The organism is Mangrovihabitans endophyticus (genome assembly GCF_014646155.1).
Taxonomy (GTDB): domain Bacteria; phylum Actinomycetota; class Actinomycetes; order Mycobacteriales; family Micromonosporaceae; genus Actinoplanes; species Actinoplanes endophyticus.
The window spans coordinates 73,850-96,343 of the sequence record NZ_BMMX01000016.1 but is presented as its reverse complement, the minus strand read 5'-3'; the positions used below and the strand labels follow the sequence as shown (position 1 = coordinate 96,343).

Sequence of the window (22,494 nt, the reverse complement as noted above, 5' to 3'; positions counted from 1 at the left end):
TTCGCGGCGTCATGGCCGGTCAGCAGCCTCCTTCAGAACCCCGTAAGGACGACGCTCCACCGCCCCCCGGTTCCGGGGCTGGCATGGTCGCGATCAGTTACCTCATCGGGGGAATGGTCGTGTGGGGCGGGATCGGCTGGCTGGTGGACCAGTGGCTCGGCACCGAGGGCATCGGGATGGGGATCGGTGCGGTGATCGGGGGTGCCGCTGGTGTCTACCTCGTTGTGCGCCGCCTCGGCGCCTGATCTGGAAGGGCTACGGTGACCGGTCAGACGATCGTTCTCGCGGCGGATGTTCCGTTCCCGCCTACCGTCGAGGACTTCTACCTGCCCAGTATCGCCCCGTGGGGTGGCCACGACGTCTGGTTCACCAAGGTCACGCTGCTGCTCTGGCTCAGCGTCGCGATTCTGATTCTTTACTTCCTGCTGTCCTACCGGAAGCCCCAGTTGGTTCCGACCAAGAAGCAGTGGCTCGCCGAGTCGATCTACGGGTTCGTGCGGAACAACATCGCGGTCGAGATGATCGGCCGGGAGGGCGTGCGGTTCGCGCCGTACCTGACCACCCTCTTCTGCTTCATCTTCATGATGAACCTGTGGGGGATCATCCCCTTCGCGCAGATCTCGCCGAACGCGCACATCGCCTTCCCGATCATCCTTGCGGTGATCAGCTGGGTGATGTTCATCTACTTGGGCTTCCGCAAGCACGGGGCCGGCTACATCAAGCACGCGCTGGTTCCGCCGGCGCCGTGGTTCATCCTGCCGATCCTGGTGCCGATCGAGTTCTTCTCCAACTTCATCGTGCGGCCCTTCTCGCTAGCGGTACGGCTCTTCGCGAACATGTTCGCGGGCCACATGCTGCTGCTGGTGTTCACCCTCGGCGGCTTTGCGATGATCAACGCCAACGCCCTGCTCACCCCGGTCTCGATCCTGTCCTGGGTGATGACGATCGCGCTGACGTTCCTCGACTTCGCGGTCATCGCCCTGCAGGCCTACGTCTTCACCGTCCTGACCGCCAGCTACATCCAGGGCTCGGTCTCCGAAGAGGCCCACTGAGTTTCCTTTTGCACGACCCGTTTGTCGTCCCGCGTGAGCGTCACGCGAGATCTCAGGAGGAATGCACCCAATGAACATCGCCGAAGTAGTTGGTAGCACCGCCGCCATCGGTTACGGCCTTGCCGCCATCGGCCCCGGCATCGGCGTGGGCCTGGTCTTCGCCGCGTACATCCAATCGACCGCCCGCCAGCCGGAGGCGGCCCGCATCACCCAGCCGTTCATGTGGATCGGCTTCGCCGTGGTTGAGGTTCTCGCCCTGCTGGGCATCGCGTTCGGCTTCATCTGGGCCGGCTAATCAGCGTTCCGGCTAATCAGGAGGTGTCCGTTGACATCCATCACCTATCTGGCCGCTGAGGAGAGCACTCACAACCCGATCGTCCCGCTCTGGCAGGAGCTGGTTCTCGGGACGATCGCGTTCGGGATCATCTGCTTCGTGCTGATGAAGTTCGTCTTCCCCCGCATGGAGGAGACGTTCCGGGCCCGGGTCGACGCGATCGAGGGCGGCATCAAGCGCGCCGAGCAGGCGCAGGCCGAGGCCAACGAACTGCTGGAGCGCTACCGCGCGCAGTTGTCCGAGGCACGCACCGAGGCCGCCCGCATCCGTGACGAGGCGCGCGCCGACGCCGAGGGCATTCGGCAGGACCTCCTCAGCAAGGCGCGCGAAGAATCCGACCGGATCATCGCGGCCGGTCGCGACCAGCTCGCCGCGCAGCGCGAAGCCATCGTGCGTGATCTGCGTTCCGAGGTGGGCACGCTCGCCGTCGATCTGGCCGGGCGCATCGTCGGTGAGTCGCTCGCCGACGAGGCACGCAGCCGCGGCACGGTGGACCGGTTCATCAGTGAGCTCGACACCGCCGGTGGGCGGCGCTGATGGCGTCGAGCGTCAGCCGCGAGGCGTACGCGGACGCGTCGGACAAGCTCGCCGCGGCCACCACCGCGGTATCCGCCGCGCAGCGGGCCACCGTCGCCGACGAGATTCTGTCGGTGGCCGGTCTGCTGCGCGCCGAGCCGCGGCTGCGCCGGGCGCTGACCGACCCGTCTCGTCCGGCCGACGATCGGGCCGGGCTGTTTCGGTCGCTGGTCTCCGGCAAGCTCGCGGAGATCACCGTGGACACGGTGGCCACGCTCGTCGCGGGTCGCTTCGGCACGCCGTCCGAGCTGTTGGACGCCACCGAGCGTCTGGGGGTGGACGCGGCGCTGCGCGCCGCGGACGCCGAGGGTGTGCTGGCAGACGTGGAGGACGAACTGTTCCGGTTCGGCCAGATCGTCTCCGGCAGCTCTCAGCTCGCCGTCACGCTCAGTGACCCCGGTGCGCCCGCCAGCCGCCGGGTTAAGCTGGTCGAGGACTTGCTCAAGGGCAAGGTCCGTGCGGCGACGTTGCGGCTGGTCGAGGTGGCACTCGAGGGCTTCGGCGGTCGCAGCTTCGAGTTCTCGCTGAGCCGGCTGGTGGAGTTGACCGCCGCGAAGCGCGATCGGGAGGTCGCGTACGTGACGGTGGCGAAGCCGCTCGGTGAGGCCGCGGAGCAACGCCTGGCCGACAAGCTCGCGCAGATGTACGGCCGGCAGGTGTCGCTGAAGATCGATGTCGACCCCGCAGTGATCGGCGGCGTCAGCGTCCGTGTCGGCTCCGACCTGTACGACGGCACGATCCTGCACCGGCTGAACCAGGCCAAGCAGGCGTTCGCCAAATAATCTTTCCCGCATAAGCCCCTCGGCGGCGCCAGACGTCCCCGAGCAGAGTAGAGAAGGCAGAGGATGGCCGAGCTGACCATCTCCTCGGACGAGATCCGGGGGGCGCTAGAGCGCTACGTCTCGTCCTATTCGCCCGAGGTCTCCCGTGAAGAGGTCGGCGTCGTGGCCGATGCGGGCGACGGCATCGCACACGTCGAGGGCCTGCCCTCGGCCATGACCAACGAGCTGCTGGAGTTCGAGGACGGCACGCTGGGCGTCGCCCTGAACCTCGACGTCCGCGAGATCGGCACGGTGGTCCTGGGTGAGTTCGGCGGCATCGAGGAGGGGCAGCCGGTCAAGCGGACCGGCCGCGTGCTCTCGGTGCCGGTCGGCGACGCGTTCCTGGGACGTGTCGTGAACGCGCTGGGACAGCCCATCGACGACCGCGGCGAGATCGAGAGCGAGGGCTTCCGCGAGCTTGAGCTGCAGGCGCCGAACGTGATGGCGCGGCAGCCGGTGAAGCAGCCGCTGCAGACCGGCATCAAGGCGATCGACGCCATGACGCCGATCGGCCGCGGCCAGCGCCAGCTAATCATCGGTGACCGCAAGACCGGCAAGACCACCGTCGCCATCGACACGATCCTCAACCAGCGCGCCAACTGGGAGTCCGGCGACCCGGAGAAGCAGGTTCGCTGCATCTACGTCGCCATCGGTCAGAAGGCGTCCACCATCGCCAGCATCCGGGGCACCCTGGAAGAGCAGGGCGCGCTGGAGTACACGACGATCGTGGCCGCCCCGGCGTCCGAGCCGGCCGGCTTCAAGTACATCGCCCCGTACACCGGCTCCTCCATCGGGCAGCACTGGATGTACAACGGCAAGCACGTGCTGATCGTCTTCGACGACCTGACCAAGCAGGCCGAGGCGTACCGCGCGGTGTCGCTGCTGCTGCGCCGCCCGCCGGGCCGTGAGGCGTACCCGGGTGACGTCTTCTACCTGCACTCCCGCCTGCTGGAGCGCTGCGCCAAGCTCTCCGACGAGATGGGCGGCGGCTCGATGACCGGCCTGCCGATCATCGAGACCAAGGCCGGCGACATCTCGGCCTACATCCCGACCAACGTCATCTCGATCACCGACGGCCAGATCTTCCTGGAGGGCGACCTGTTCGCCTCCGGTGTGCGCCCGGCCATCAACGTCGGCACCTCGGTGTCGCGGGTCGGCGGTTCGGCCCAGGTCAAGGGCATGAAGCGGGTCTCCGGACGGCTGCGGCTCGACCTCGCGCAGTACCGCGAGCTGGAGGCGTTCTCCGCGTTCGCGTCCGACCTGGACAAGGCGTCGCGGGCGCAGCTAGAGAAGGGCGTTCGCCTGGTCGAGCTGCTCAAGCAGCCGCAGTACTCGCCGTACTCGGTGACCGAGGAGACCATCGTCATCTGGGCCGGCACCACCGGCCAGTTCGACGACATCGCGGTCGGCGACGTGCGCCGCTTCGAGCAGGAGCTGCTGCCCTGGATCAAGCGGCACCGCAGCGACACCTACACCGCGATCGAGTCGTCGAACAACCTGACCGACGAGCAGATCGAGAGCCTGCAGTCCGGCGTGAACGAGTTCAAGGAGCTCTTCAAGCAGGGCGACACCGGGGTCCGGCTGAACGAGAACCCGGCGGAGCCGATGGCCGAGGGCAGCGAGTCGCGCGAGACGGTGACCCGCGAGGTTCGTTCCTCCGAGGACCAGGGCTAGTCATGGCTGGTCAGGTACAGGCTCTGCGGCGGCGCATCCGCACCGTCAAGTCGACCAAGAAGATCGCCAAGGCACAGGAGCTGGTTGCCACCAGTCGCATCGCCAAGGCGCAGGAGCGGGTGGCCGCCTCGCAGCCGTACGCGGAGGCGATCACCCACGTGCTCACCGCGCTGGCGTCGAACGCGACGATCGACAACCCGCTGCTGACCCCGCGTGACCGGGTCCAGCGGGCCGGCGTGCTGCTCATCACCAGCGACCGCGGCCTGGCCGGTGCCTACAACGCCAACGCGATCCGGGCGTGCGAGCAGTTGATCGCCCGGCTCCGCGCGGACGGCAAGGACGTGGCGCTGTACGTCGTCGGGCGCAAGGGGCTGGGGTACTACCGGTTCCGCAACCGTGCGGTGGCGGCGAGCTGGACCGGGTTCTCCGAGCGTCCGACGTTCGCCGACGCGCGCCGCATCGGCGAGTCGCTGCTGGAGGCGTTCGTCGCCGGGGCGGACGACACCGAGGAGTCGCACGGTCCGGACGGCATCCAGGGCGTGGACGAACTGCACATCGTCAACACCCGGTTCAAGTCGCTCATGACGCAGACGGCGGAGGCGCACTTCCTGGCCCCGATGCAGGTCGAGGAGCAGGAGCGGGAGCCGGGTCTGCGCCCGGCGTACGAGTTCGAGCCGGAGGCCGACGAGTTGCTCGACGCGCTGCTGCCGAAGTACCTCAACACGCGCATCTACGCGGCGTTGCTGGACTCGGCGGCCAGCGAGTCGGCGTCCCGGCGGCGGGCGATGAAGAGCGCCTCGGACAACGCGGACGATCTGCTCAAGCGGTACACGCGCGAGATGAACTCCGCGCGGCAGGCCGCGATCACTCAGGAAATCAGTGAAATCGTCGGCGGCGCCAACGCGCTGGCCGCGTCGGGAAGTGATGTGTGATGACTGCTGTAGCTGAGCCCACAAAGACGGAGACCAACGTCGGCCGCGTCGTCCGGGTCATCGGTCCGGTCGTCGACGCCGAGTTCCCGCGCGACGCGATGCCGGACATCTTCAACGCGCTGCACGTGGACGTGACCCTCTCTGAGGGCACCCGCACGCTGACCCTGGAGGTCGCCCAGCACCTGGGTGACAACCTGGTCCGGGCGATCTCCATGCAGCCCACGGACGGCCTGATCCGCGGCACCGAGGTGACCGACACCGGCGCACCGATCTCGGTGCCGGTCGGCGACGTCACCAAGGGCCACGTGTTCAACGCCCTCGGCGAGGTGCTCAACGCCGACCCGTCGTCGTTGGACGTGCAGGAGCGCTGGCCGATCCACCGTAAGCCGCCGGCGTTCGCCGACCTGGAGCCGAAGACCGAGATGCTGGAGACCGGCATCAAGGTGCTCGACCTGCTCGCGCCGTACGTGCGCGGTGGGAAGATCGGCCTGTTCGGCGGCGCGGGCGTGGGCAAGACGGTGCTCATCCAGGAGATGATCATCCGGGTGGCCCGGAACTTCGGCGGTACGTCGGTGTTCGCGGGCGTCGGCGAGCGTACCCGCGAGGGCAACGACCTCATCCTGGAAATGGACGAGGGTGGCGTGCTGGACAAGACCGCCCTCGTCTTCGGCCAGATGGACGAGCCTCCGGGCACCCGCCTGCGGGTGGCGCTGACCGCGCTCACCATGGCGGAGTACTTCCGGGACGTGCAGAACCAGGAGGTGCTGCTCTTCATCGACAACATCTTCCGGTTCACCCAGGCCGGCTCCGAGGTGTCCACGCTGCTGGGCCGCATGCCGTCGGCGGTGGGCTACCAGCCCACGCTGGCCGACGAGATGGGCGAGCTGCAGGAGCGCATCACCTCGGTGCGGGGCAAGGCGATCACCTCGCTGCAGGCGATCTACGTGCCCGCCGACGACTACACCGACCCGGCGCCGGCCACCACGTTCGCCCACCTGGACGCGACCACCAACCTGGAGCGGTCCATCTCCGACAAGGGCATCTACCCGGCCGTGGACCCGCTGGCCTCCAGCTCGCGGATCCTGGCGCCGGAGTACGTCGGCGCCGAGCACTACGCGGTCGCCCGTGAGGTGCAGCGGATCCTGCAGAAGTACAAGGACCTGCAGGACATCATCGCCATCCTCGGCATGGACGAGCTGAGCGAGGAAGACAAGGTCACGGTGCAGCGGGCGCGCCGCATCGAGCGGTTCCTCTCGCAGAACACCTACGCGGCGGAGCAGTTCACCGGCGTGCCCGGCTCGACGGTCCCGCTGAAGGAGACCATCGAGGCGTTCAAGAAGATCAGCGAGGGCGAGTACGACAACTACCCCGAGCAGGCCTTCTTCATGTGCGGCGGTCTTGAGGACCTGGAGAAGAACGCGCACGAGCTGATGAAGGGCTGAGAATCCTCAGCATCCCGTGAGCCGCGTCGACCGTATGTCGGCGCGGCTCACGCGTTTCCTCCGCAGGTCACGAGCTGTTTGGCCATGCGGCGTGCCGGGAAGTCGTACGTGAAGGCCATTTCCGTCGGTCGGTTACGCTGTCCGAGCCCGCGCGGGTACGGGCCTGCATCGTTTGGGGATCGAGTGGCGAAAAGCGATAAGACACGGGCCCGGCGCCGGGCACCGCTGTGGGCGCGGTTGTGCGCCATCCTCGGCTGCGTCCTCATGGTGGTCAGCGGTGGTGTGCTGATCAGCAGTCAGGTGCTCGTCGCTCGGTACGCCGGTTCGGTGCAGACCAAAGACCTGTTCGGCGATGCCGCGGAGGGTGCCACCAAGCAGCCCACGAGCGACATCAAGGGTCCGCTGAACATCCTGCTGGTCGGCATCGACCCGCGCACGGATCAGCAGGCGCCACTGTCCGACTCCATCATCGTGGTGCACGTGCCGGAGAACGGGGACGAGGCGTACGTCTTCTCCATCCCGCGCGACCTCATCGTGGAGATTCCACCGTTCGAGAAGACCGGTTTCCTCGGCGGCTCGGCGAAGATCAACGCCGCCATGTCGTACGGCAGCTCGGTCGGTGACGGCAAGCACGACGTGGCGCAGGGCTTCGCACTGCTGGCCAAGACGGTGTCGAAGCTGACCGGCATCAAGGAGTTCGACGCCGGCGCGATCATCAACTTCGGCGGGTTCAAGAAGATCGTGGACGCCATGGGCGGGGTCACCATGACCGTCGACCAGGAGGTCAAGTCCGAGCATCTGCAGCCCAACGGCAAGCCCCGGCCGCGGCTCGCCCGGTGCGCCAACAACCAGTGCGCGCACCCCTATTACGGGCCGCAGAAGGAATACCACAAGGGCACCTACCATCTGGAGGGCTGGGAGGCGCTGGACTACGTGCGTCAGCGGTACGGCCTGCCGAAGAGCGACTACGACCGGCAACGTCACCAGCAGCAGTTCATCAAGGCGATGGCGGCGCAGGCGCTGAGCAAGGACGTGGTGACCAACCCGATCAAGCTGGACAAGGTGCTCAAGGCGGCGGGCGAGTCGCTGATCTTCGACGGCGGCGGGCATTCGGTGGTGGACTGGGGGCTGGCCCTGAAGAACATCCGGTCCCAGAACATGACGCTGATCAAGCTGCCGGGCGACAGCGTGTTCGTGGGCAACGACTACCGCGGCGAGCGGTTGGAGCCGGGCGCCGAGGACTTCTTCGCCTCGGTGGTGAACGACCAGGTGGCCGACTTCGTGTTGCGGAACCCGAATTACATCAATACCTCGGCATAGGGCGGGCCGGAACGCCGGCGGTGCCGCGGCGAGGTCTCGCCGCCGGACGCGTCGTGTCGGGGCGTCCGGTTTGGCACGTGACCGCGTGCCACTTCTGGTGGCGAACACCACCCGGCACCACCGGGGATCTGTCCTGCGTCTAGACTCCGGAGCAAACAGACCCCTGCATAGAGGAGACAGCGTGGCCAACCAGTTGCAGGTCCGAGTCGTCGCCGTCGAGGAGAAGATTTGGTCAGGCGACGCGGAAATGGTTGTCGCCCGCACCACCGAGGGCGAGATCGGCGTGCTGCCCGGCCATGCCCCACTCCTCGGCCTTCTGAAGGAGCCCTCCCAGGTGCGGGTCAAGCTCACCGGTGGTGAGCAGTTGACGTACGACGTGAGCGGCGGCTTCCTCTCCATCGACGCCGACGGCGTGACGGTCCTCGCGGAGAGCGCGACACCCGGCACCCCCGAATCACGCTGACACCGCGATGCGGATTCTGGAGATCTTCGGAATCTGCGTCCTCGCGCTGTTCGTCGTCCTACTCGCCGTCTTCATCCGGCGCCGCCTGCTGATGCTCGGTGGCGGCACCATCCGCCTCCAGGTCCGGGTCACCTCGGTGATCCCGGGCCGGGGATGGTCCACCGGCATCGGTCAGTTCGTGGGCGACGAGTTGCGGTTCCACCGCATGTTCAGCTTCGCCTTCCGCCCGAAACGGGTGCTCGACCGCCGCGACCTGTTCGTGGCGGGACGTCGCCTGCCCGGGGGGCCGGAGCGCCTGACCATGCCCGGCCACTGGGTGGTGCTCTCCTGCCGGGGCGGCGCCGGCCAGGTCGAGATCGCCATGGCCGAGTCGACCGTGACCGGCTTCAGCTCCTGGCTGGAGGCGGGCCCGCCGGCCGAGCCGGGGCGCACCGCACGCCGCCGCTCACCCGGCGGACCGGCCGCCAGCAGTTCCACCCCCTAGCCGCGGCTCGGGAGCTTGCCGCGCACTCGGGAGTTGAGGCTCAGCGGAGTCGAGGCTCAGCGGAGTCGAGGCTCAGCGCGCGCCGCCGGGTACCCATGTCACGTCGCCCTGCGGGTTCGCCGTACGAGCCAGAATGAACAGCAGGTCGGAGAGCCGGTTCAGATATTTAGCCGGCAGTTCGCCCGTGCGGCCCGGCTCGGTCTCCTGCAACGCCCACGCCGCACGTTCCGCGCGCCGGGCCACGGTGCGCGCCACATGCAGCAGGGCCGCGCCCGGCGTGCCGCCCGGCAGCACGAACGAGTTCAGCGCCGCCAGCCGCTCGTTGTACTCGTCGCACCAGCCCTCCAGCCGGGTCACGTACTCCGGGGTGATCCGCAGCGGCGGGTACGGCGGATCGTCGCCCACCGGATTGCACAGGTCCGCGCCCACGTCGAACAGGTCGTTCTGCACGGTCCGCACGATCGCCGCGACGTCCGGGGACAACTCGCCGAGCGCGAGCGCGACACCCAGATGCGCGTTGCATTCGTCCACGTCCGCGTACGCGGAGATGCGCGGATCGGTCTTCCGGACCGCCTCGTTGTTGCCGAGTCGGGTCTGCCCGCCGTCGCCGGCGCGGGTGTAGATGCGGGTGAGATGCACGGCCATGGGACCCACCCTACGAAAGGGTGCTCGGTTCGTCCTCCTACCATGGCCCGCGTGGATGTAATCCGAGTCAAAGGCGGCGCTCGGCTCGCCGGTGATGTGCACGTCGGCGGCGCCAAGAACTCGGCGCTCAAACTGATGGCGGTGGCGCTGCTCGCCGAGGGGCGCAGCGTGGTGCGGAACGTTCCGCGGATCACCGACATCGCGATCATGGCGGAGGTGCTGCGCCGCCTCGGCTGCGACGTGACGCTGGACGGCACCGAGGCCGCCATCGAGGTGCCCGCCGAGCCCGGCAGCGAGGCCGACTACGACCTGGTGCGCCGGTTGCGTGCCTCGATCTGCGTGCTCGGGCCGCTGCTCGCCCGCCGCGGGTACGTGCGTGTCGCGCTGCCCGGCGGGGACATGATCGGCTCGCGGGGTCTCGACATGCACGTCTCCGGCCTGGCGCGGATGGGCGCGGACATCTCCGGAGAGCACGGTTTCGTCATCGCCTCCGCGCCCGCCGGCCTGCGCGGCTCCAAGATCTGGCTGGACTTCCCCAGCGTCGGGGCGACCGAGAACCTGCTCATGGCCGCGGTGCTCGCCAAGGGCACCACCGAGATCGACAACGCCGCGCGCGAGCCGGAGATCGTGGACATCTGCGAGATGCTCACCGCGATGGGCGCCCGCATCGACGGGGCCGGCACCTCGACCCTGGAGATCGAGGGCGTCGACACCCTGAACCCGGTGCGGCACGACACGGTCGGCGATCGCATCGTGGGCGGCACGTGGGCCTTCGGGGCGGCCATGACCCGCGGTGACGTCACCGTGCACGGCGTGCGTCCGCAATACCTCGACATCGCGCTGGACAAGCTCGTCGCGGCGGGCGCGGTGGTCGAGCCCGGCGACGACCTTTTCCGCGTACGCATGGAGAACCGCCCGCGGGCCGTCGACATCGTGACGCTGCCGTATCCGGGCTTCGCCACCGACCTGCTCCCGATGGCCATCGGTCTGGGCGCCGTGGCGAACGGATCTTCCCTGATCACCGAGAACATCTTCGACGGGCGATTCATGTTCGTGAACGAGATGGCCCGCCTCGGCGCGGACATCCGCACCGACGGCCACCACGCGGTGGTTCGCGGCCGCGAACGCCTGTCCGGCGCGCCGGTCCGCGCCACCGACATCCGTGCGGGCGCGGGCCTGGTCATCGCGGGTCTCTGCGCGGATGGCGTCACGGAGGTGGGCGAGGTGCACCACATCGACCGCGGCTACCCGGACTTCGTGGCGGACCTGGCGAAGCTGGGCGTCGAGGTGGAACGCGCGGACGTGCCGGAGCCGACGTTCGACTTCTGACGGGTCGGCGGGTGCTGGTGTGCTTGTCGGGTGCGGGGTGCGGGGTGCGGGTGGCGCTCTGCGGGTGCGGGTGCGGGTTCTCAGAGGGCCGGTGAGTCGCCGACCAGGCGGCGCGCCTCCGCGACCTGCTCGCCGAACACCAGGACCACCACCTGCCCGTCGTGGCGGACCGCATGCGTCGCCCGGATCCCCGCATCGGCCAGCAACTCGATGATGGTTCCGGCCGTGGCGAACTCGTCGACGAGCGCGGCCGGGCAGAGCAGGCCGTAGTCCTCCGGCTCGGAGAAAATGGTCAGGCCGTCGAGATACTGCTGATCGTCGTACGGATCCTGCTCCCACCACCGTCTGCCCGATCGCGACCATGCGGCCGCCGTGGTGCTCTCGCCCGCCCACGGGCCAGTGCCCGGTGACCGGCCCGTGCCCGCCCGCGGGTCTCCGTGCGGCAGGCGGCCAATGCCTGCGCGCGGGCCGTGCCAGCGTAGACCCAGCCGCCAGAACACCATGCCCAGCAGGCTCACGACCGCCACGGCAATGAGCGGTCCGAGCAGGTACCACCCGTCGATCGTGGCCATGGGCACAGTTTGACACCGAAGATCAGCCGTTTTCCGAGAATTGCCCCGATCGCGTGAGCGCTGTCGGTGCACACTTCGGCCGGATGCCTGACTTACCGTTCAGTACGGTCGATAGGCTGTGCCCGTCACGCGTACGTGTCGGTGGCATCGGACATCGATGGCCCCCGGACATCGGAGGAGAGGCACACATGGCGGGTCGGCTCGCGGTCATCGGCTCCGGACTCATGGGGTCGGGCATCGCTCAGGTGTCGGCGCAGGCCGGCTGGCAGGTCACCATGCGGGACGTGGACGATGCCTCGCTGTACCGAGGGATGGCTGCCATCCGGGAGTCCCTGGGGCGCTTCGCCGCCAAGGGCAAGATCACCGAATCGGACGCCGAGGCAACGGTGGCCCGCATCACGCCGACCACGGACATGGAAGCCGCCGCCGAGGCGGACGTCGTGGTCGAGGCAATCTACGAGCGCGTCGAGGCCAAGCACGAGGTCTTCCGCACGCTGGACAAGATCTGCAAGGCCGGCGCGGTGCTCGGCACCAACACGTCGGCCATTCCGATCACCCAGATCGCCGCGGTCACCAACCGGCCAGAATCCGTGGTTGGCATTCACTTCTTCTCGCCCGTGCCGATGATGAAGCTGGTCGAGCTGGTGCGCGGCCACCAGACGTCGGACGACACGCTGGCCGCTGCACGCCGGTACGCCGAGGAGGTTGGCAAGACCTGCGTCGAAGTCAAACGGGACGTGGCCGGGTTCGTCTCCAATCGGCTCTTCTCGGCGATCCTGGTCGAAGCGATCGCCTTGGTGGAGTCGGGCGTGGTCTCGGCGGCGGACCTGGACACCGTGATGAAGCTCGGCTTCGGGCACGTCATGGGTCCACTCGCGACGGTGGACCTGACCGGTCTGGACGTCATGCTGCACGCGGCGAGCAACATCTACCGGGACACGGGTGACCGCAAGTTCTTCCCCCCGGAACTGTTGCAGCGCATGGTGACGGCAGGCGAACTGGGTCGCAAGACGGGCAAGGGCTTCTACAGCTACTGATGCGCGCGGGCCGTGTTGTGTGCGTGTCTGTATAGCGCGTGCCCGTGTTTGCGCCTGGCCAATCCGCTCCATCGAAGCGGGAAGCTCAGTGTGAGCGCCCGAGTGTGTGAGTCCCGCGGCTCATGTGCGCGGGTGGTATCGGTTGCGCAGGGGTTGGTCTCCGAGACCCTGATGCGGTGGCGGGGTGAACTCGGGATGTCGGTCGGGGCCGAGTCCGACGTGCCAAGGTTCACGGTGCACGAGCCGATGGTGGTAGCCACAGAGCAGCACCAGGTTGTCGAGTGCCGTAGGTCCACCGTCCAACCAGGACACCCGGTGATGTGCGTCGCACCAGCGCGCCGGCCGGTCGCAGTCCGGGAAGGCGCAGCCGTGGTCGCGGGCCACCAGCGCACGGCGGATCGGTCCGGTGGCCAGCCGACGCGCCCGGCCGACGTCGAGGACCTCTCCACGGCCGCCGAGCACGGTGGGCAGGATGCGGGCGTCGCAGGCGAGGCGGCGTACGTGGTCCGCGCCGATCCGCTCGCCGGTGTCCAGGGTGCCGATGCCGAGTTTCTGGTGCAGCAGGTCGTAGGGCACCGTGACGGCCAGTTGGGGGCGGTCGCCGCCGTGGGTGGGCAACTCGGTGGTCCGCAGGGCGAGGCGGCAGATTTCGGCGAGCGCGTCGGCGCGACACTGTCCCGGAGTGCGCGCGTCGGCAATCGAAGCGTCGAGGCTTGAAGAGCGCTTCGGCGAGCGCCGTTGTTGTGGTGAGCGCCGTTGTTGCGGTGAGCGCCGTTGTTGTGGTGAGCACAGCGGATCGAGCGCGGCGGTGACCACGGCGGCGCCCTCGGCGTCCAGGATGCCGTGCACGCGGACGCGCCCGTCTCCCAGCGGGGACAACGTGAAGTAGCGGTCGCGCTCGGCGCGTTTGTCGGCCCGTGCGAGTGCGGCCTCCTCCGCCCGCTCGGCGATCTCCGGAGCGAGATGTGCCAGGATGCGGTCACCGGCGTGGCGTAACTGAACCGGATCGAGATCCGGTGCCCAGTCGACCAGGGTGGACTCGGCCTCGTCGGCCAGCGCGGCCGGCACGTCGGCGTCCTTGCCGAGCCCGTCGAGGCATCGCGCGATGACGCTGAGCTGCTCGGCGTTGACCTCGGCGGTGCACAGCGCGTGGTCGAGGCCGGGCCTGTGGTCGAGAGCGCGCGCTTGCATCACCATGGTGCGCGCCTGGGTGGGGCTCACCCGCAGCCGCCAACGCAGCCAGCTCGCCAACGACGTGGCGTGCGCCGTGGAGGGCATGTCGCGGATGTCGACCTGCCGGACCAGGTGCAGCACGGCGGCGTGCAGCGCCTGCTGGGCGCGATGCGCCGCGAGCAGGGCCGCCACGACCTCGGCGTCGGTCATCGCCCACGTCGACGCGGTCGCACAATCGGCGACCGCTGCCTGGACCACATCCCATCGCTCATCCATGAGAGCAAATTAGTACACCCGTACGACAAAGTGCCCGAGCCTGAGCCGAGCCTAGCCCGAGTTCGAGCCGAGCCGGAGTTCGAGTGGGTCGAGTCCTTGCCCTGTCGAGCGGGCGGGGTCGGACCGGGTGGGCCGAGCCGGGTGGGCCGAGCCGGGCGGGCCGAGCCGGGTGGGTCGGACCGGGCGGGCCGAGCCGGGCGGGCCGAGCCGAGCCGGGCGGGGGTGGCGTGGGGTGGCGCGGTGCGAACCGGTGCGCGCCCGCAATGCCCTTGCGCCGCTGCGGCCGCGCGATAGATTGATGGTGCTCGTCAGCCGCGACTGTCATGTCGCGGCGGTGTGAGTGGGGTGCTGGGTCCCGTCCGCACAGGAGCCGCGGCTGCCGGAGATGCTGTGGCTACGGCTGTTGGAAAGGCTGCGGCTGAGTAGGCCAGTGCGCCGCATTCCCCCGCACGAGCGTATGACGCGGTTCGAGGAGGTCATCATGGCTTGCTTGGTCAGCAGCGTGAAGCACGCCGAGGCTTCGACGCTGGGTCGTGGCGCGAGCTGAATCGCCCACCGGATACGCAGCCGACTTCTCGCACGGCGGCGTGTACGCCCCTCGCATCTGAGCAAGAGCACCGGCCTGGCAGAAGCAGCCGGCCTGGCAGATGTCGCCGGCCTGGCAGAAGCAGCCGGCCCGGCTGAGCGGTTGTCGTCGGCGCTGCTGTGGATGACATCCGCTGATCCCGTGCGCGGCAGTATGCCCGGCCGCTAGCGCCCACCTGTCTGGCGGTGGCCCGGCCGTGTGGGTGCCGCGCTGTTCGTACTGCTGATTCTTTGTGCTGACACGAGGAGAAATCGTGGATTCCGCATCATTGTTCGAGCCGCTTCCCGCGGTCGACGGCGGACCGAGTCACGTCATGCGTTCCGGCAACACCGTCCGGCGTCGGGTCGGACCGGGTACCCAAACCGTGCATGCCCTGCTGCGTCATCTTGCGGAGGCCGGGTTCGTCGGCGCGCCGCGCGTGGTGGGTGAGGGCATCGACGGTGACGGCAACGAAGTGCTGACCTGGATCGAGGGAGAAACCGTGCATCCCTACGCCTGGTCGGACGACGGGGTGGCGCACGTCGGAAGGCTGTTGCGCGACCTGCACGCGGCCACGGCCGGCTTCCGGCCGCCGCCGGAAGCGCGATGGCATCCGTGGTGGATGCATCACTCCGGTCCGGGCACGGTGATCGGGCACTGCGACGCCGGTCCCTGGAACATCGTCGCCCGCGACGGTACGCCGGTGGCGTTCATCGACTGGACGCTGGCGGGCCCGGTGGACCGGATCGACGAGGTCGTCGCCACCGCGTGGTGGAACGCCCAACTGCACGACGACGACGTCGCGCAGCGCAACGGACTGCCCGACGCCGCAGCCCGCGCCCGGCAGTTGCGGCTGTTCCTGGACGGGTACGAACTGGCGACGCCCGACCGGGCTGATCTCGTCGGCCGGATGATCGAGGTGGTCATCCGGGACTGCGCGGCCGAGGCGGCACGGGCCCGCATCACGCCGGAGTCGGATGATCCGACGCCGTTGTGGGCGCTGGCATGGCGCTCTCGCGCCGCCGGCTGGATGATCCGGCACCGGAGCCTGTTGGAACGTGCGGTCGTCGCGACCCGCTGAGCAGGCGCAGGTCGGCTGCTGCATGCCCGGCCGGGCATGCAGCATCCGGCGCGGCTGTGGCACGCGAACGGGCTGTGGCACACGAACGGGCTGTGGCACACGAACGGGCTGCGGCACACGACCTGGGCGGGGCCGAAGCGTACGGCCCGGGCGGCCCACGGCGTCCGGTCCGGTCAGCCGCTATCGGACGTATCCGGCCCCGCCCAGGGCAACCCCGTCCGCCGCCTGACGTGTGCGTATGGTTTCCGCCATGGAGGATCAGGGTTCGGCGATCGTCGTCCAGGGCCTGCGCAAGACGTACGGGGACAATGTCGCCGTCGACGCGGTCGACCTCGAGGTCGCCCGTGGTGAGATCTTCGCGCTGCTCGGGCCGAACGGCGCGGGAAAGACCACCACTGTGGAAATCCTGGAGGGCTACCGCAAGCGTGACGCCGGAACCGTCCAGGTGCTCGGCACCGACCCGGCCGTCGCGGCGGGCGGCCCCGGCACCACCGGCTCCGAACACGCGCGGCGCTGGCGTCAGCAGATCGGCATCGTGTTGCAGGGGACCGGCGAGTTCGACGAGTTGACCGTCGGCGAGGTGGTCCGGCACTTCGCGCGGTTCTACCCGAAACCCGACGACCCCGCATCGGTGATCGAGCGCGTCGGTCTTGCGGACAAGGTCAAGGCCCGTACGCACACGCTCTCCGGCGGTCAGAAACGGCGCCTGGACGTGGCGCTGGGCATCGTCGGACGGCCCGCTCTGCTGTTCCTGGACGAGCCGACCACCGGGTTCGACCCGGAGGCCCGCCGCGAGTTCTGGGGGCTGATCCGCGATCTGCGAGACGGCGGCACGACGATCCTGCTGACCACGCACTACCTGGAGGAGGCCGAGGCGCTTGCCGACCGGGTGGGGGTGATCGCGGCCGGACGACTGATCGCGCTCGACACGCCTGGGCGGCTCGGACGCCGCGACGAAGCCCTCGCCACGGTGTCCTGGCGCGCCGACGGCGGCGGCTGGGAACGTCGGCGCAGCGCCACCCCGACGGCCGTCGTGTCCGAGCTGGCCGAGCGGTACGGCGGAGAGGTCCCCGGCCTGACCGTCAGCCGGCCCACGCTGGAGGACATCTACCTCGACATGATCGGAGCATCATGAACGCGCCGACGCTCGGCCTGCGCCAGGGCGAGCTGGAGATCCGGCAGTTCCTGCGCAGCCGCGAGCAAGTGGTCTTCACGCTCCTGTTCCCGGCGGTGATGATCGTCGTCTTCGGGTCCATCTTCGACGGGACCATCGGGGACGGCGTGCAGTTCACGCAGTACTTCGTCACCGGCATGATCGCGACCGGGCTGATGACCGCGGGCTTCCAGGCGCTGGCCATCCAGATTCCGATGGAACGTGACCGTGGTGTGCTCAAGCGGCTGCTCGGCACGCCCATGCCCAAATGGGTGTACTTCGCCGGCAAGGTGCTCATGGTGGCGTTCATCGCGGTGCTGGAGACCATCGTGCTGATCGCCGTCTCCACGGCGTTCTTCGGGCTGACCCTGCCGGACACCGGCACCCAGTGGCTCACCTTCTGCTGGGTGTCGGTGCTCGGCATCACCGCGTGCACGCTGTGCGGGGTGGCGTTCTCGTCGCTGGCGCGCACCGGCCGCAGCGCGCCCGCGGTGGTCACGCCGGTGGCGCTCGTCCTGCAGTTCACCTCCGGGGTCTTCTTCGTCTTCACGAGCCTGCCCACGTGGATGCAGAATGTGGCCGCGATCTTTCCGCTGAAGTGGATGTGCCAGGGCCTGCGTTCGGTGTTCCTGCCGGCGGTGTTCGGTGCTCGCGAGCCGGGTGGCTCGTACGAGTTGGCCAAGGTGGCGATCGTTCTGGGCGTCTGGTGCGTGGCGGCGCTGCTGCTGTGCCTGACCACCTTCAAATGGACCACGAAGCGCGACGGCTAGGCCGACGACCGCGCCGCGTCAGCGCGTGGCGGCGAAGGCCAGCGACAGCATGGTGGCCGTGACCATGCCGCCGAGCAGTGTGAGCCCGATGCCCGCGATGTCCAGCCGGGCCTGCAGGGCGCGGTGGGCCACCGCCGCAGCGACCGGGACCCCGGCGGACGGCGCCACCAGGAACGCCAGCCAGCCCAGCCCGCGCAGCATGGTGGCGCCGGCGATCGTGGTCCCGGTGCCGGCCGGCGATTCGCCGAGCGTGACGAGTCCGGCCGCGACGAGCCCGGTCACCGCGGACAGCAACGCGCCGAACAGCGGCAGCGCCGCCAGGGCCCAGCCGGGCAACGGGCGCCGGTCGCCCGGCCGGACGGTGTCGTCGATGCGGTCGGCGGCGCGCGCCAGCAACACCCGCGGCGGTACGGCCCGCGGCGGGTCCCCCGGGCCGGTCCCGCAAGGAGAGCCGTCGGCGGGCTCCGCAGCGCGACCGTCGCGCTGCAAGGCGATCCGTGGTGCCGCCTCCACCGTGGCCGGCTCCGGCAGATCGCCCAGCGAGCGCATCCGTACGCCACGCGCGCGGCGCAGGTGGTCCCACAGGCGGGCGGCCTCCCGGTCGACGTCGAGGACCTGGGCCGCCGCGGCGCCCGCCCATCGGTCCGCGTCCACCGCCTCGCCCTCGGCGCGAGCCAGTTCGCCCGCCGCGCGCGCCGCGTTGTCCTGATAGGCCCGTTCGGCGGCGGACAGCGCCTCCTCGCGTTGCCGGGTGACGCGGGCGAGCGCGTTCACCATCAGCCGGTAATCGTGGTCACGTGTGGTCATTGTTCACCTCGTAGGGGATGAGCACTTCCGGCATGCGGTGCACGGTGCGGTCGAAGTACAGGGCGCGGCGGCGGCGGGGACGCCAGCCGGACGCGTCCGGCTGCGGGCCGAGCGGGCCCAGTTCCGCCGCCCGCACGTCGAGCGCGACCCAGGCGCCGATCGACTCGAAGCGGGCATCCGTCCCGGACAGCGTGCTGCACAGCCGGGACACCGACCGCCACCATCCGAGCAGGTGGACGCACCGCTCGGGGCCGTCGGTGAGCAGGGACCGCAGCACGTCGCGATGGTCGGTGCCGGCGGCGTCCAGGCCGTACCCGATGACGTAGTGCGGCAGTCCGTCCCCGTCGAACCGCGTCGCGGCGAGCAGTTCGGGCAGGCCGTCCGCGTCGTACCAGGCCGCCTCCGGCAGCTCGACGGCCAGGCGCGCGGCGGCCGGCTCGGCGCCGGGATGCAGGCAGGCGATGCTGAAGCGGGCGGCTCCCTGAGCGGCGAGCGAGAGCGAGGCGGAGGCCAGGATGTCGCACGCCTCGTCGGCCCGACCGCCCAGGACGGCGAGGTTGCGGCCGGGCATCCGGCCCAGCGGCATCTCGGCCGGGCCGGCGGTGACGTCCACGCGCTCGCCCAGCACCGCGCCCGGGGAGGGCCCGACCGGTGCGGACGGACCGGGGACCCGGCCGGACGGCCGATGCCGCGCGGGCAGCCGGGGCACGGCGTTGCCGTCGAACAGGCGCGGTGGCGTGCCGGAGGCCGGACGCTGCCGCCACACCGTGCGCTGCAGCAGGGTCCAGGAGCCGCGGTCGGCGGCGTCCGGCAGACGGACGACCCGGTTGGCGCCGGCCGCTCCGCCGTCGGTGTTGACCACCGCGTGGAAGCGGGGGATGAGCGCCGCGGCCAGGTTGCCGTCGGCGAGCAGGCGCCGCGCGCCGGGCAGGGCCAGCCGCAGCGCGCAGCGGTCGAGCAGGTCGGACCGGCCGCGTACGGCGGTGGCGCTGCGCACGTCCGCGCCGGACAGCACGAGATGGACGCCGTACGCGCCGCCACGGTGGGCCAGGTCGCCGAGCAGGGTGAGCGTCTCATCGGCCAGGGCGTCGCGTCCGGCGAGCATGTTCGTGAAGTCGTCGACCACCAGGAGGATGCGCGGCCACGGCACGGTGCGCTCGCCGGCGCGCAGTTGCGCCAGGTCGGCGGCGCCCAGGCGTTTGGCGGCCTGGCAGCGTACGCGCAGCTCCGCACCGAGCCGGCGCAGCACGGCCAGCCCGAACTCGCGGTCCTCGGCGATGTTGACGCCCGCCAGGCGCGCGTGCGGCAGCCAGCTCGGGTCGCGCGCCCCCGGGGCGAACCGGGCGAACGACGTGCCGCCGGAGAAGTCGAGCAGATAGAGCGCCAGCTCGGCGGGGCCGTACCGGGCGATCAGCGAGGCGATCCACGCGTGCAGCAGGGTGGTGCGGCCGGAGCCGGACGGGCCGCCGACGAGCGCATGCGGCGTACGGTCGTCCAGCGGCACCTCGACCGGGTTTCCGTCGGTGCCGGGGCCCAGCACGGCGTGCAGACCGTGCGCGGCGGACTCGGTCCACAGCCGGTCGGGGAGCAGGTTGGCGAGGCGCACCGGCGGCGGTGCGGCGCGCAACCGGTCGGCCACCGACCGGCACAGGTCGCTGACCCGGTCGCTCGGCGGGGGCGGGTCCAGGCGTACCGGGAAATCGCCGGTGGCCTCGGTGCGCGCGGTCCCGGCGCGGAGGGCGATGCGGTGCACGGCCGGGTCTGCGGGCAGGTCGAGGCCGCGCACCAGGAGATGGATGCCGCAGGCCGTGCCGTCGCGGACGATCCGCGCGAGCTGGGTCTGCTGGTGCCCGGTCAGCTCGGCGTCGCCGGCCGGGTCGGCGAGCAGGACGACCACATGCCAGGGCGGCGCGGCGTCGTCCGGGTCCGGCGACTCGTGATGCCGGCGGATCTGCTCCACCAGGGCGTCCAGTGCGCCGGTGAGCCGTTCGGGCCCGGCCGACCGCACGCCCAGCGGTGCGAAGGCGGCCAGCGCGCCGCCGCCACCGTCACCGGTTGGCCGGTGGTCGTGGAGGGTGAGGCGCAGATCACCGGGCCGGGTGGTGCCGACGGCGCGCAGCAGCAGCCCGGCGATCACCCCGTCCGCGGTGTGCGGATCGCCGCTGACCTGGACATGGGCCGCGTTCAGCAGCGGCACCAACGCCGGGACGGTGGCCGACTCGATCGTGATGGTGCCGATCCGCAACAGGCTGGGCGGGGTGTGCGGACGAGGTTCGGTGGGCGACCAGACGCGCCACGGTGTCCCGGCCGCCCCGGCGGCGCTGTGCGCGGCCAGCGAGGTGAGATCGCGGACCAGCGCCGCCGTTTCGGCGCCGAAGCGGCGGCGGATGTCGGTGCGTGCCGCGTGGCGGGCGTCGGCGAGCCGGTTCAGGCAGAGCGCGTACGCGTCGCGGACCACCCGGCGGCGTTGCTGCGCGTGCGCTCGGGCAGCTTCGGCGGCAGCCAGCATCGCCCGGGCGCTGCCGCGTGCCTCGGCAAGGTCCTGCCGGACGGCGGCGACCAGCGCATGGCGATGGCGACCCAACGACCCTCCCCGGGACGGCGTTGGGAATAATGTACCGTTTTGTGACCGAGAGGCCGGTTATTCGGCGCGTGTCGGAGGCGCACTCACCGACGCGCGGCCACGCCATCGGGGATCGGCGCGTGTCAGGTCCGCCCACAGCCGGTCGGCCACCTGCCGCGCGCCCTCGCGCTGCCAGCGCTGCATCGTACGGCGCGGGACCTCACCCCGGAACCACTCCAGCGCCCGCAGCGCATCCCGGTCCAGTCCCTCGGTCGACGGCCACCGGTCGTACGGCCGCAGGCCCCGCACGCAGCAGTAGTGCAAGGCGTTGTAGTGCCGCCACAGGTCGGTGGTGCCGAACACGCCATCCGGCTTGAGCCGGGTCACGCCGTCGCGCAGCACCGCGCTCAACTCCATCGCGCGGGCCAGCGGTTTCGCGGCCTGCCCGGCCAGCCGCCGGTCCACCGCGGGCAGATCGATCAGCGGGCTGCGCAGCAGACGGCCCGGATTGCCGAAGTTCTCCAAGGCGCGCCGGGTGTGCCGGTGGAACTCGGACTCGGTCAGCGTGGCCAGCCGGTGCCGCGACGCCCGGCGGGGCAGCGCCTCGGCGAGAAGCATCAGCGCGGCCCGGTCCCGGCGCAGATGATCGTCGTGCAGGAAGGCGATCCGGTCCAGCCCGCGGCGCAGGTGCGCGGCCGGCCCGATCGCCGTCAGCACCACCGCGACCAGCACGAACTGGAGGATCACGACGGTGCCCCGGTCCGGTGCGGCAAGCATGGTCAGGGTGGCCGGGCCGCCGCACGCGAGGATCGCCACCACCGCCCCCACGGCGGACCGGCGCAGGTCGGGCCCGAGGCGTTCGCCCGCGTCCACGGCATCCGCCACGGCCGCGAGGTATCCCAGGACCAGCAGGTCGAGGCCCATCGCAGCGAGGGCCAGGACCGGATGCCCGAGGTCGGCCGGGCCCAGCACGACCACCAGGGCGACCCCGTAGAGCGCCGCGGCGGTGGCCACCGCCGCCGGGAGCCGGTGGGGCGCCACCGCGTCCCGGAACCGCCACATCACCACCACGCCGCCGATCAGCGGGGCCAGCGCCACCAGCCGCCCGGCACCCGGCAACGCCACGATCATGACCAGGAAGATCGCGCTGAGCACCAGCGTGCCGCGCTCGATCTGGCGGCGCTCCGGCACGTCGTCGGAGACCAGCGCGACGGCAGCGGCGGCCCACCCCAGGGCGGGCAGGCAGAGCAGGATCTGTGCGGACGTGCCACCGGGCGCGACGGTCCAGGCCGCGACGCCCAGCGCGTAGGCGATGAGGGCCGCCGCCGCGCGCGCCGACACCGGACGCCCGGTGTCGCGCCCGAGCAGGTAGCCGGCCATCCACCAGGCCAGCGCGAACGTGAGAACGGCGACGACGGGCACGGG

Annotated in this window: 22 protein-coding genes; 16 read left to right on the top strand and 6 right to left on the bottom strand. The window is 70.4% G+C overall.

The window, feature by feature from the left end; all coding sequences use genetic code 11:
- Positions 1–83 precede the first annotated feature (83 nt).
- The 11 genes from IEY73_RS18480 to IEY73_RS18430 all read left to right on the top strand — a co-directional run bounded on the left by IEY73_RS18480 (position 84) and on the right by IEY73_RS18430 (position 9,098).
- Positions 84–245, top strand: coding sequence for an AtpZ/AtpI family protein (locus tag IEY73_RS18480; RefSeq protein WP_229715941.1), 162 nt, complete (start codon positions 84–86; stop codon positions 243–245).
- Between the two features lie 15 nt (positions 246–260).
- Positions 261–1,052, top strand: a complete 792-nt coding sequence (atpB, locus tag IEY73_RS18475) for a F0F1 ATP synthase subunit A (protein ID WP_189080482.1) — start codon at positions 261–263, stop codon at positions 1,050–1,052.
- A 70-nt stretch (positions 1,053–1,122) separates the two neighbouring features.
- Positions 1,123–1,347: an ATP synthase subunit C-like protein gene (locus IEY73_RS18470; RefSeq protein ID WP_189080481.1), complete on the top strand. Its 225-nt coding sequence runs from the start codon at positions 1,123–1,125 to the stop codon at positions 1,345–1,347.
- Positions 1,348–1,386: 39 nt separating this feature from the next.
- A complete protein-coding gene (locus IEY73_RS18465) occupies positions 1,387–1,923 on the top strand; it encodes a F0F1 ATP synthase subunit B (RefSeq protein WP_189080524.1) in 537 nt (178 codons plus the stop codon).
- A complete protein-coding gene (locus IEY73_RS18460) occupies positions 1,923–2,744 on the top strand; it encodes a F0F1 ATP synthase subunit delta (protein ID WP_189080480.1) in 822 nt (273 codons plus the stop codon). Before IEY73_RS18465 ends, IEY73_RS18460 begins: the two co-directional genes overlap by 1 nt.
- 63 nt (positions 2,745–2,807) lie before the next feature.
- Positions 2,808–4,457 carry a F0F1 ATP synthase subunit alpha gene (gene atpA, locus IEY73_RS18455; RefSeq protein ID WP_189080479.1) on the top strand — a complete coding sequence of 550 codons (1,650 nt, stop codon included), beginning with the start codon at positions 2,808–2,810 and terminating at the stop codon, positions 4,455–4,457.
- Positions 4,458–4,459: 2 nt separating this feature from the next.
- Positions 4,460–5,389, top strand: a complete 930-nt coding sequence (locus tag IEY73_RS18450) for a F0F1 ATP synthase subunit gamma (protein WP_189080478.1) — start codon at positions 4,460–4,462, stop codon at positions 5,387–5,389.
- Complete coding sequence (gene atpD / locus IEY73_RS18445; protein WP_373292817.1) at positions 5,389–6,831, top strand: F0F1 ATP synthase subunit beta; 1,443 nt, start codon at positions 5,389–5,391, stop codon at positions 6,829–6,831. Before IEY73_RS18450 ends, atpD begins: the two co-directional genes overlap by 1 nt.
- Positions 6,832–7,014: 183 nt before the next feature.
- Positions 7,015–8,151 (top strand): LCP family protein, encoded by a 1,137-nt coding sequence (locus IEY73_RS18440; protein WP_229715940.1) that lies wholly within the window; start codon positions 7,015–7,017, stop codon positions 8,149–8,151.
- Between the two features lie 181 nt (positions 8,152–8,332).
- Complete coding sequence (locus IEY73_RS18435; RefSeq protein WP_189080476.1) at positions 8,333–8,614, top strand: F0F1 ATP synthase subunit epsilon; 282 nt, start codon at positions 8,333–8,335, stop codon at positions 8,612–8,614.
- Between the two features lie 7 nt (positions 8,615–8,621).
- Positions 8,622–9,098: a DUF2550 domain-containing protein gene (locus IEY73_RS18430; RefSeq protein ID WP_189080475.1), complete on the top strand. Its 477-nt coding sequence runs from the start codon at positions 8,622–8,624 to the stop codon at positions 9,096–9,098.
- Positions 9,099–9,170: 72 nt separating this feature from the next.
- On the opposite strand, the gene IEY73_RS18425 is transcribed toward IEY73_RS18430, so the two are convergent.
- On the bottom strand, positions 9,171–9,743 hold the full coding sequence (locus tag IEY73_RS18425) for a cob(I)yrinic acid a,c-diamide adenosyltransferase (RefSeq protein ID WP_189080474.1): 573 nt from the start codon (positions 9,741–9,743) through the stop codon (positions 9,171–9,173).
- A 42-nt stretch (positions 9,744–9,785) separates the two neighbouring features.
- Between IEY73_RS18425 and murA the strand changes: the two genes are divergently transcribed.
- Complete coding sequence (gene murA, locus IEY73_RS18420) at positions 9,786–11,072, top strand: UDP-N-acetylglucosamine 1-carboxyvinyltransferase (protein ID WP_189080473.1); 1,287 nt, start codon at positions 9,786–9,788, stop codon at positions 11,070–11,072.
- A gap of 80 nt (positions 11,073–11,152) precedes the next feature.
- Here murA and IEY73_RS18415 read toward each other — a convergent pair whose 3' ends face one another.
- A complete protein-coding gene (locus IEY73_RS18415; protein ID WP_189080531.1) occupies positions 11,153–11,644 on the bottom strand; it encodes a hypothetical protein in 492 nt (163 codons plus the stop codon).
- Between the two features lie 188 nt (positions 11,645–11,832).
- Between IEY73_RS18415 and IEY73_RS18410 the strand changes: the two genes are divergently transcribed.
- The gene (locus IEY73_RS18410; RefSeq protein WP_189080472.1) at positions 11,833–12,681 is read left to right on the top strand and encodes a 3-hydroxyacyl-CoA dehydrogenase family protein; all 849 of its coding nucleotides are present in this window, start codon (positions 11,833–11,835) and stop codon (positions 12,679–12,681) included.
- Positions 12,682–12,801: 120 nt separating this feature from the next.
- Here IEY73_RS18410 and IEY73_RS18405 read toward each other — a convergent pair whose 3' ends face one another.
- Positions 12,802–14,130 carry an HNH endonuclease signature motif containing protein gene (locus IEY73_RS18405; RefSeq protein ID WP_189080471.1) on the bottom strand — a complete coding sequence of 443 codons (1,329 nt, stop codon included), beginning with the start codon at positions 14,128–14,130 and terminating at the stop codon, positions 12,802–12,804.
- Between the two features lie 839 nt (positions 14,131–14,969).
- Between IEY73_RS18405 and IEY73_RS18400 the strand changes: the two genes are divergently transcribed.
- The 3 genes from IEY73_RS18400 to IEY73_RS18390 all read left to right on the top strand — a co-directional run bounded on the left by IEY73_RS18400 (position 14,970) and on the right by IEY73_RS18390 (position 17,699).
- Positions 14,970–15,776, top strand: a complete 807-nt coding sequence (locus IEY73_RS18400) for a phosphotransferase (RefSeq protein WP_229715939.1) — start codon at positions 14,970–14,972, stop codon at positions 15,774–15,776.
- A gap of 250 nt (positions 15,777–16,026) precedes the next feature.
- Positions 16,027–16,911: an ABC transporter ATP-binding protein gene (locus IEY73_RS18395; RefSeq protein ID WP_189080470.1), complete on the top strand. Its 885-nt coding sequence runs from the start codon at positions 16,027–16,029 to the stop codon at positions 16,909–16,911.
- A complete protein-coding gene (locus IEY73_RS18390) occupies positions 16,908–17,699 on the top strand; it encodes an ABC transporter permease (protein WP_189080469.1) in 792 nt (263 codons plus the stop codon). The genes IEY73_RS18395 and IEY73_RS18390 overlap by 4 nt, the downstream gene beginning before the upstream one ends.
- 18 nt (positions 17,700–17,717) lie before the next feature.
- Here IEY73_RS18390 and IEY73_RS18385 read toward each other — a convergent pair whose 3' ends face one another.
- From IEY73_RS18385 to IEY73_RS18375, 3 genes are read right to left on the bottom strand one after another with little or no spacing between them, the layout of a single operon-like run.
- Positions 17,718–18,506: a hypothetical protein gene (locus IEY73_RS18385; RefSeq protein WP_189080468.1), complete on the bottom strand. Its 789-nt coding sequence runs from the start codon at positions 18,504–18,506 to the stop codon at positions 17,718–17,720.
- Complete coding sequence (locus IEY73_RS18380; protein WP_229715938.1) at positions 18,493–21,090, bottom strand: FtsK/SpoIIIE domain-containing protein; 2,598 nt, start codon at positions 21,088–21,090, stop codon at positions 18,493–18,495. The genes IEY73_RS18385 and IEY73_RS18380 overlap by 14 nt, the downstream gene beginning before the upstream one ends.
- Before the next feature lie 57 nt (positions 21,091–21,147).
- Positions 21,148–22,491, bottom strand: a complete 1,344-nt coding sequence (locus IEY73_RS18375) for a hypothetical protein (RefSeq protein WP_189080467.1) — start codon at positions 22,489–22,491, stop codon at positions 21,148–21,150.
- Between the last annotated feature and the right edge of the window lie 3 nt (positions 22,492–22,494).

What these genes read in the sequence shown, in the direction of transcription:
- IEY73_RS18480 (WP_229715941.1), top strand. Translation starts at nt 84, where the DNA reads ATGGTCGCGATCAGTTACCTCATCGGGGGAATGGTCGTGTGGGGCGGG.
- IEY73_RS18470 (WP_189080481.1), top strand. Translation starts at nt 1,123, where the DNA reads ATGAACATCGCCGAAGTAGTTGGTAGCACCGCCGCCATCGGTTACGGC.
- IEY73_RS18460 (WP_189080480.1), top strand. Translation starts at nt 1,923, where the DNA reads ATGGCGTCGAGCGTCAGCCGCGAGGCGTACGCGGACGCGTCGGACAAG.
- atpA (WP_189080479.1), top strand. Translation starts at nt 2,808, where the DNA reads ATGGCCGAGCTGACCATCTCCTCGGACGAGATCCGGGGGGCGCTAGAG.
- IEY73_RS18450 (WP_189080478.1), top strand. Translation starts at nt 4,460, where the DNA reads ATGGCTGGTCAGGTACAGGCTCTGCGGCGGCGCATCCGCACCGTCAAG.
- atpD (WP_373292817.1), top strand. Translation starts at nt 5,389, where the DNA reads ATGACTGCTGTAGCTGAGCCCACAAAGACGGAGACCAACGTCGGCCGC.
- IEY73_RS18430 (WP_189080475.1), top strand. Translation starts at nt 8,622, where the DNA reads ATGCGGATTCTGGAGATCTTCGGAATCTGCGTCCTCGCGCTGTTCGTC.
- IEY73_RS18425 (WP_189080474.1), bottom strand. Translation starts at nt 9,743, where the DNA reads ATGGCCGTGCATCTCACCCGCATCTACACCCGCGCCGGCGACGGCGGG.
- murA (WP_189080473.1), top strand. Translation starts at nt 9,786, where the DNA reads ATGGCCCGCGTGGATGTAATCCGAGTCAAAGGCGGCGCTCGGCTCGCC.
- IEY73_RS18415 (WP_189080531.1), bottom strand. Translation starts at nt 11,644, where the DNA reads ATGGCCACGATCGACGGGTGGTACCTGCTCGGACCGCTCATTGCCGTG.
- IEY73_RS18410 (WP_189080472.1), top strand. Translation starts at nt 11,833, where the DNA reads ATGGCGGGTCGGCTCGCGGTCATCGGCTCCGGACTCATGGGGTCGGGC.
- IEY73_RS18405 (WP_189080471.1), bottom strand. Translation starts at nt 14,130, where the DNA reads ATGGATGAGCGATGGGATGTGGTCCAGGCAGCGGTCGCCGATTGTGCG.
- IEY73_RS18395 (WP_189080470.1), top strand. Translation starts at nt 16,027, where the DNA reads ATGGAGGATCAGGGTTCGGCGATCGTCGTCCAGGGCCTGCGCAAGACG.
- IEY73_RS18390 (WP_189080469.1), top strand. Translation starts at nt 16,908, where the DNA reads ATGAACGCGCCGACGCTCGGCCTGCGCCAGGGCGAGCTGGAGATCCGG.
- IEY73_RS18385 (WP_189080468.1), bottom strand. Translation starts at nt 18,506, where the DNA reads ATGACCACACGTGACCACGATTACCGGCTGATGGTGAACGCGCTCGCC.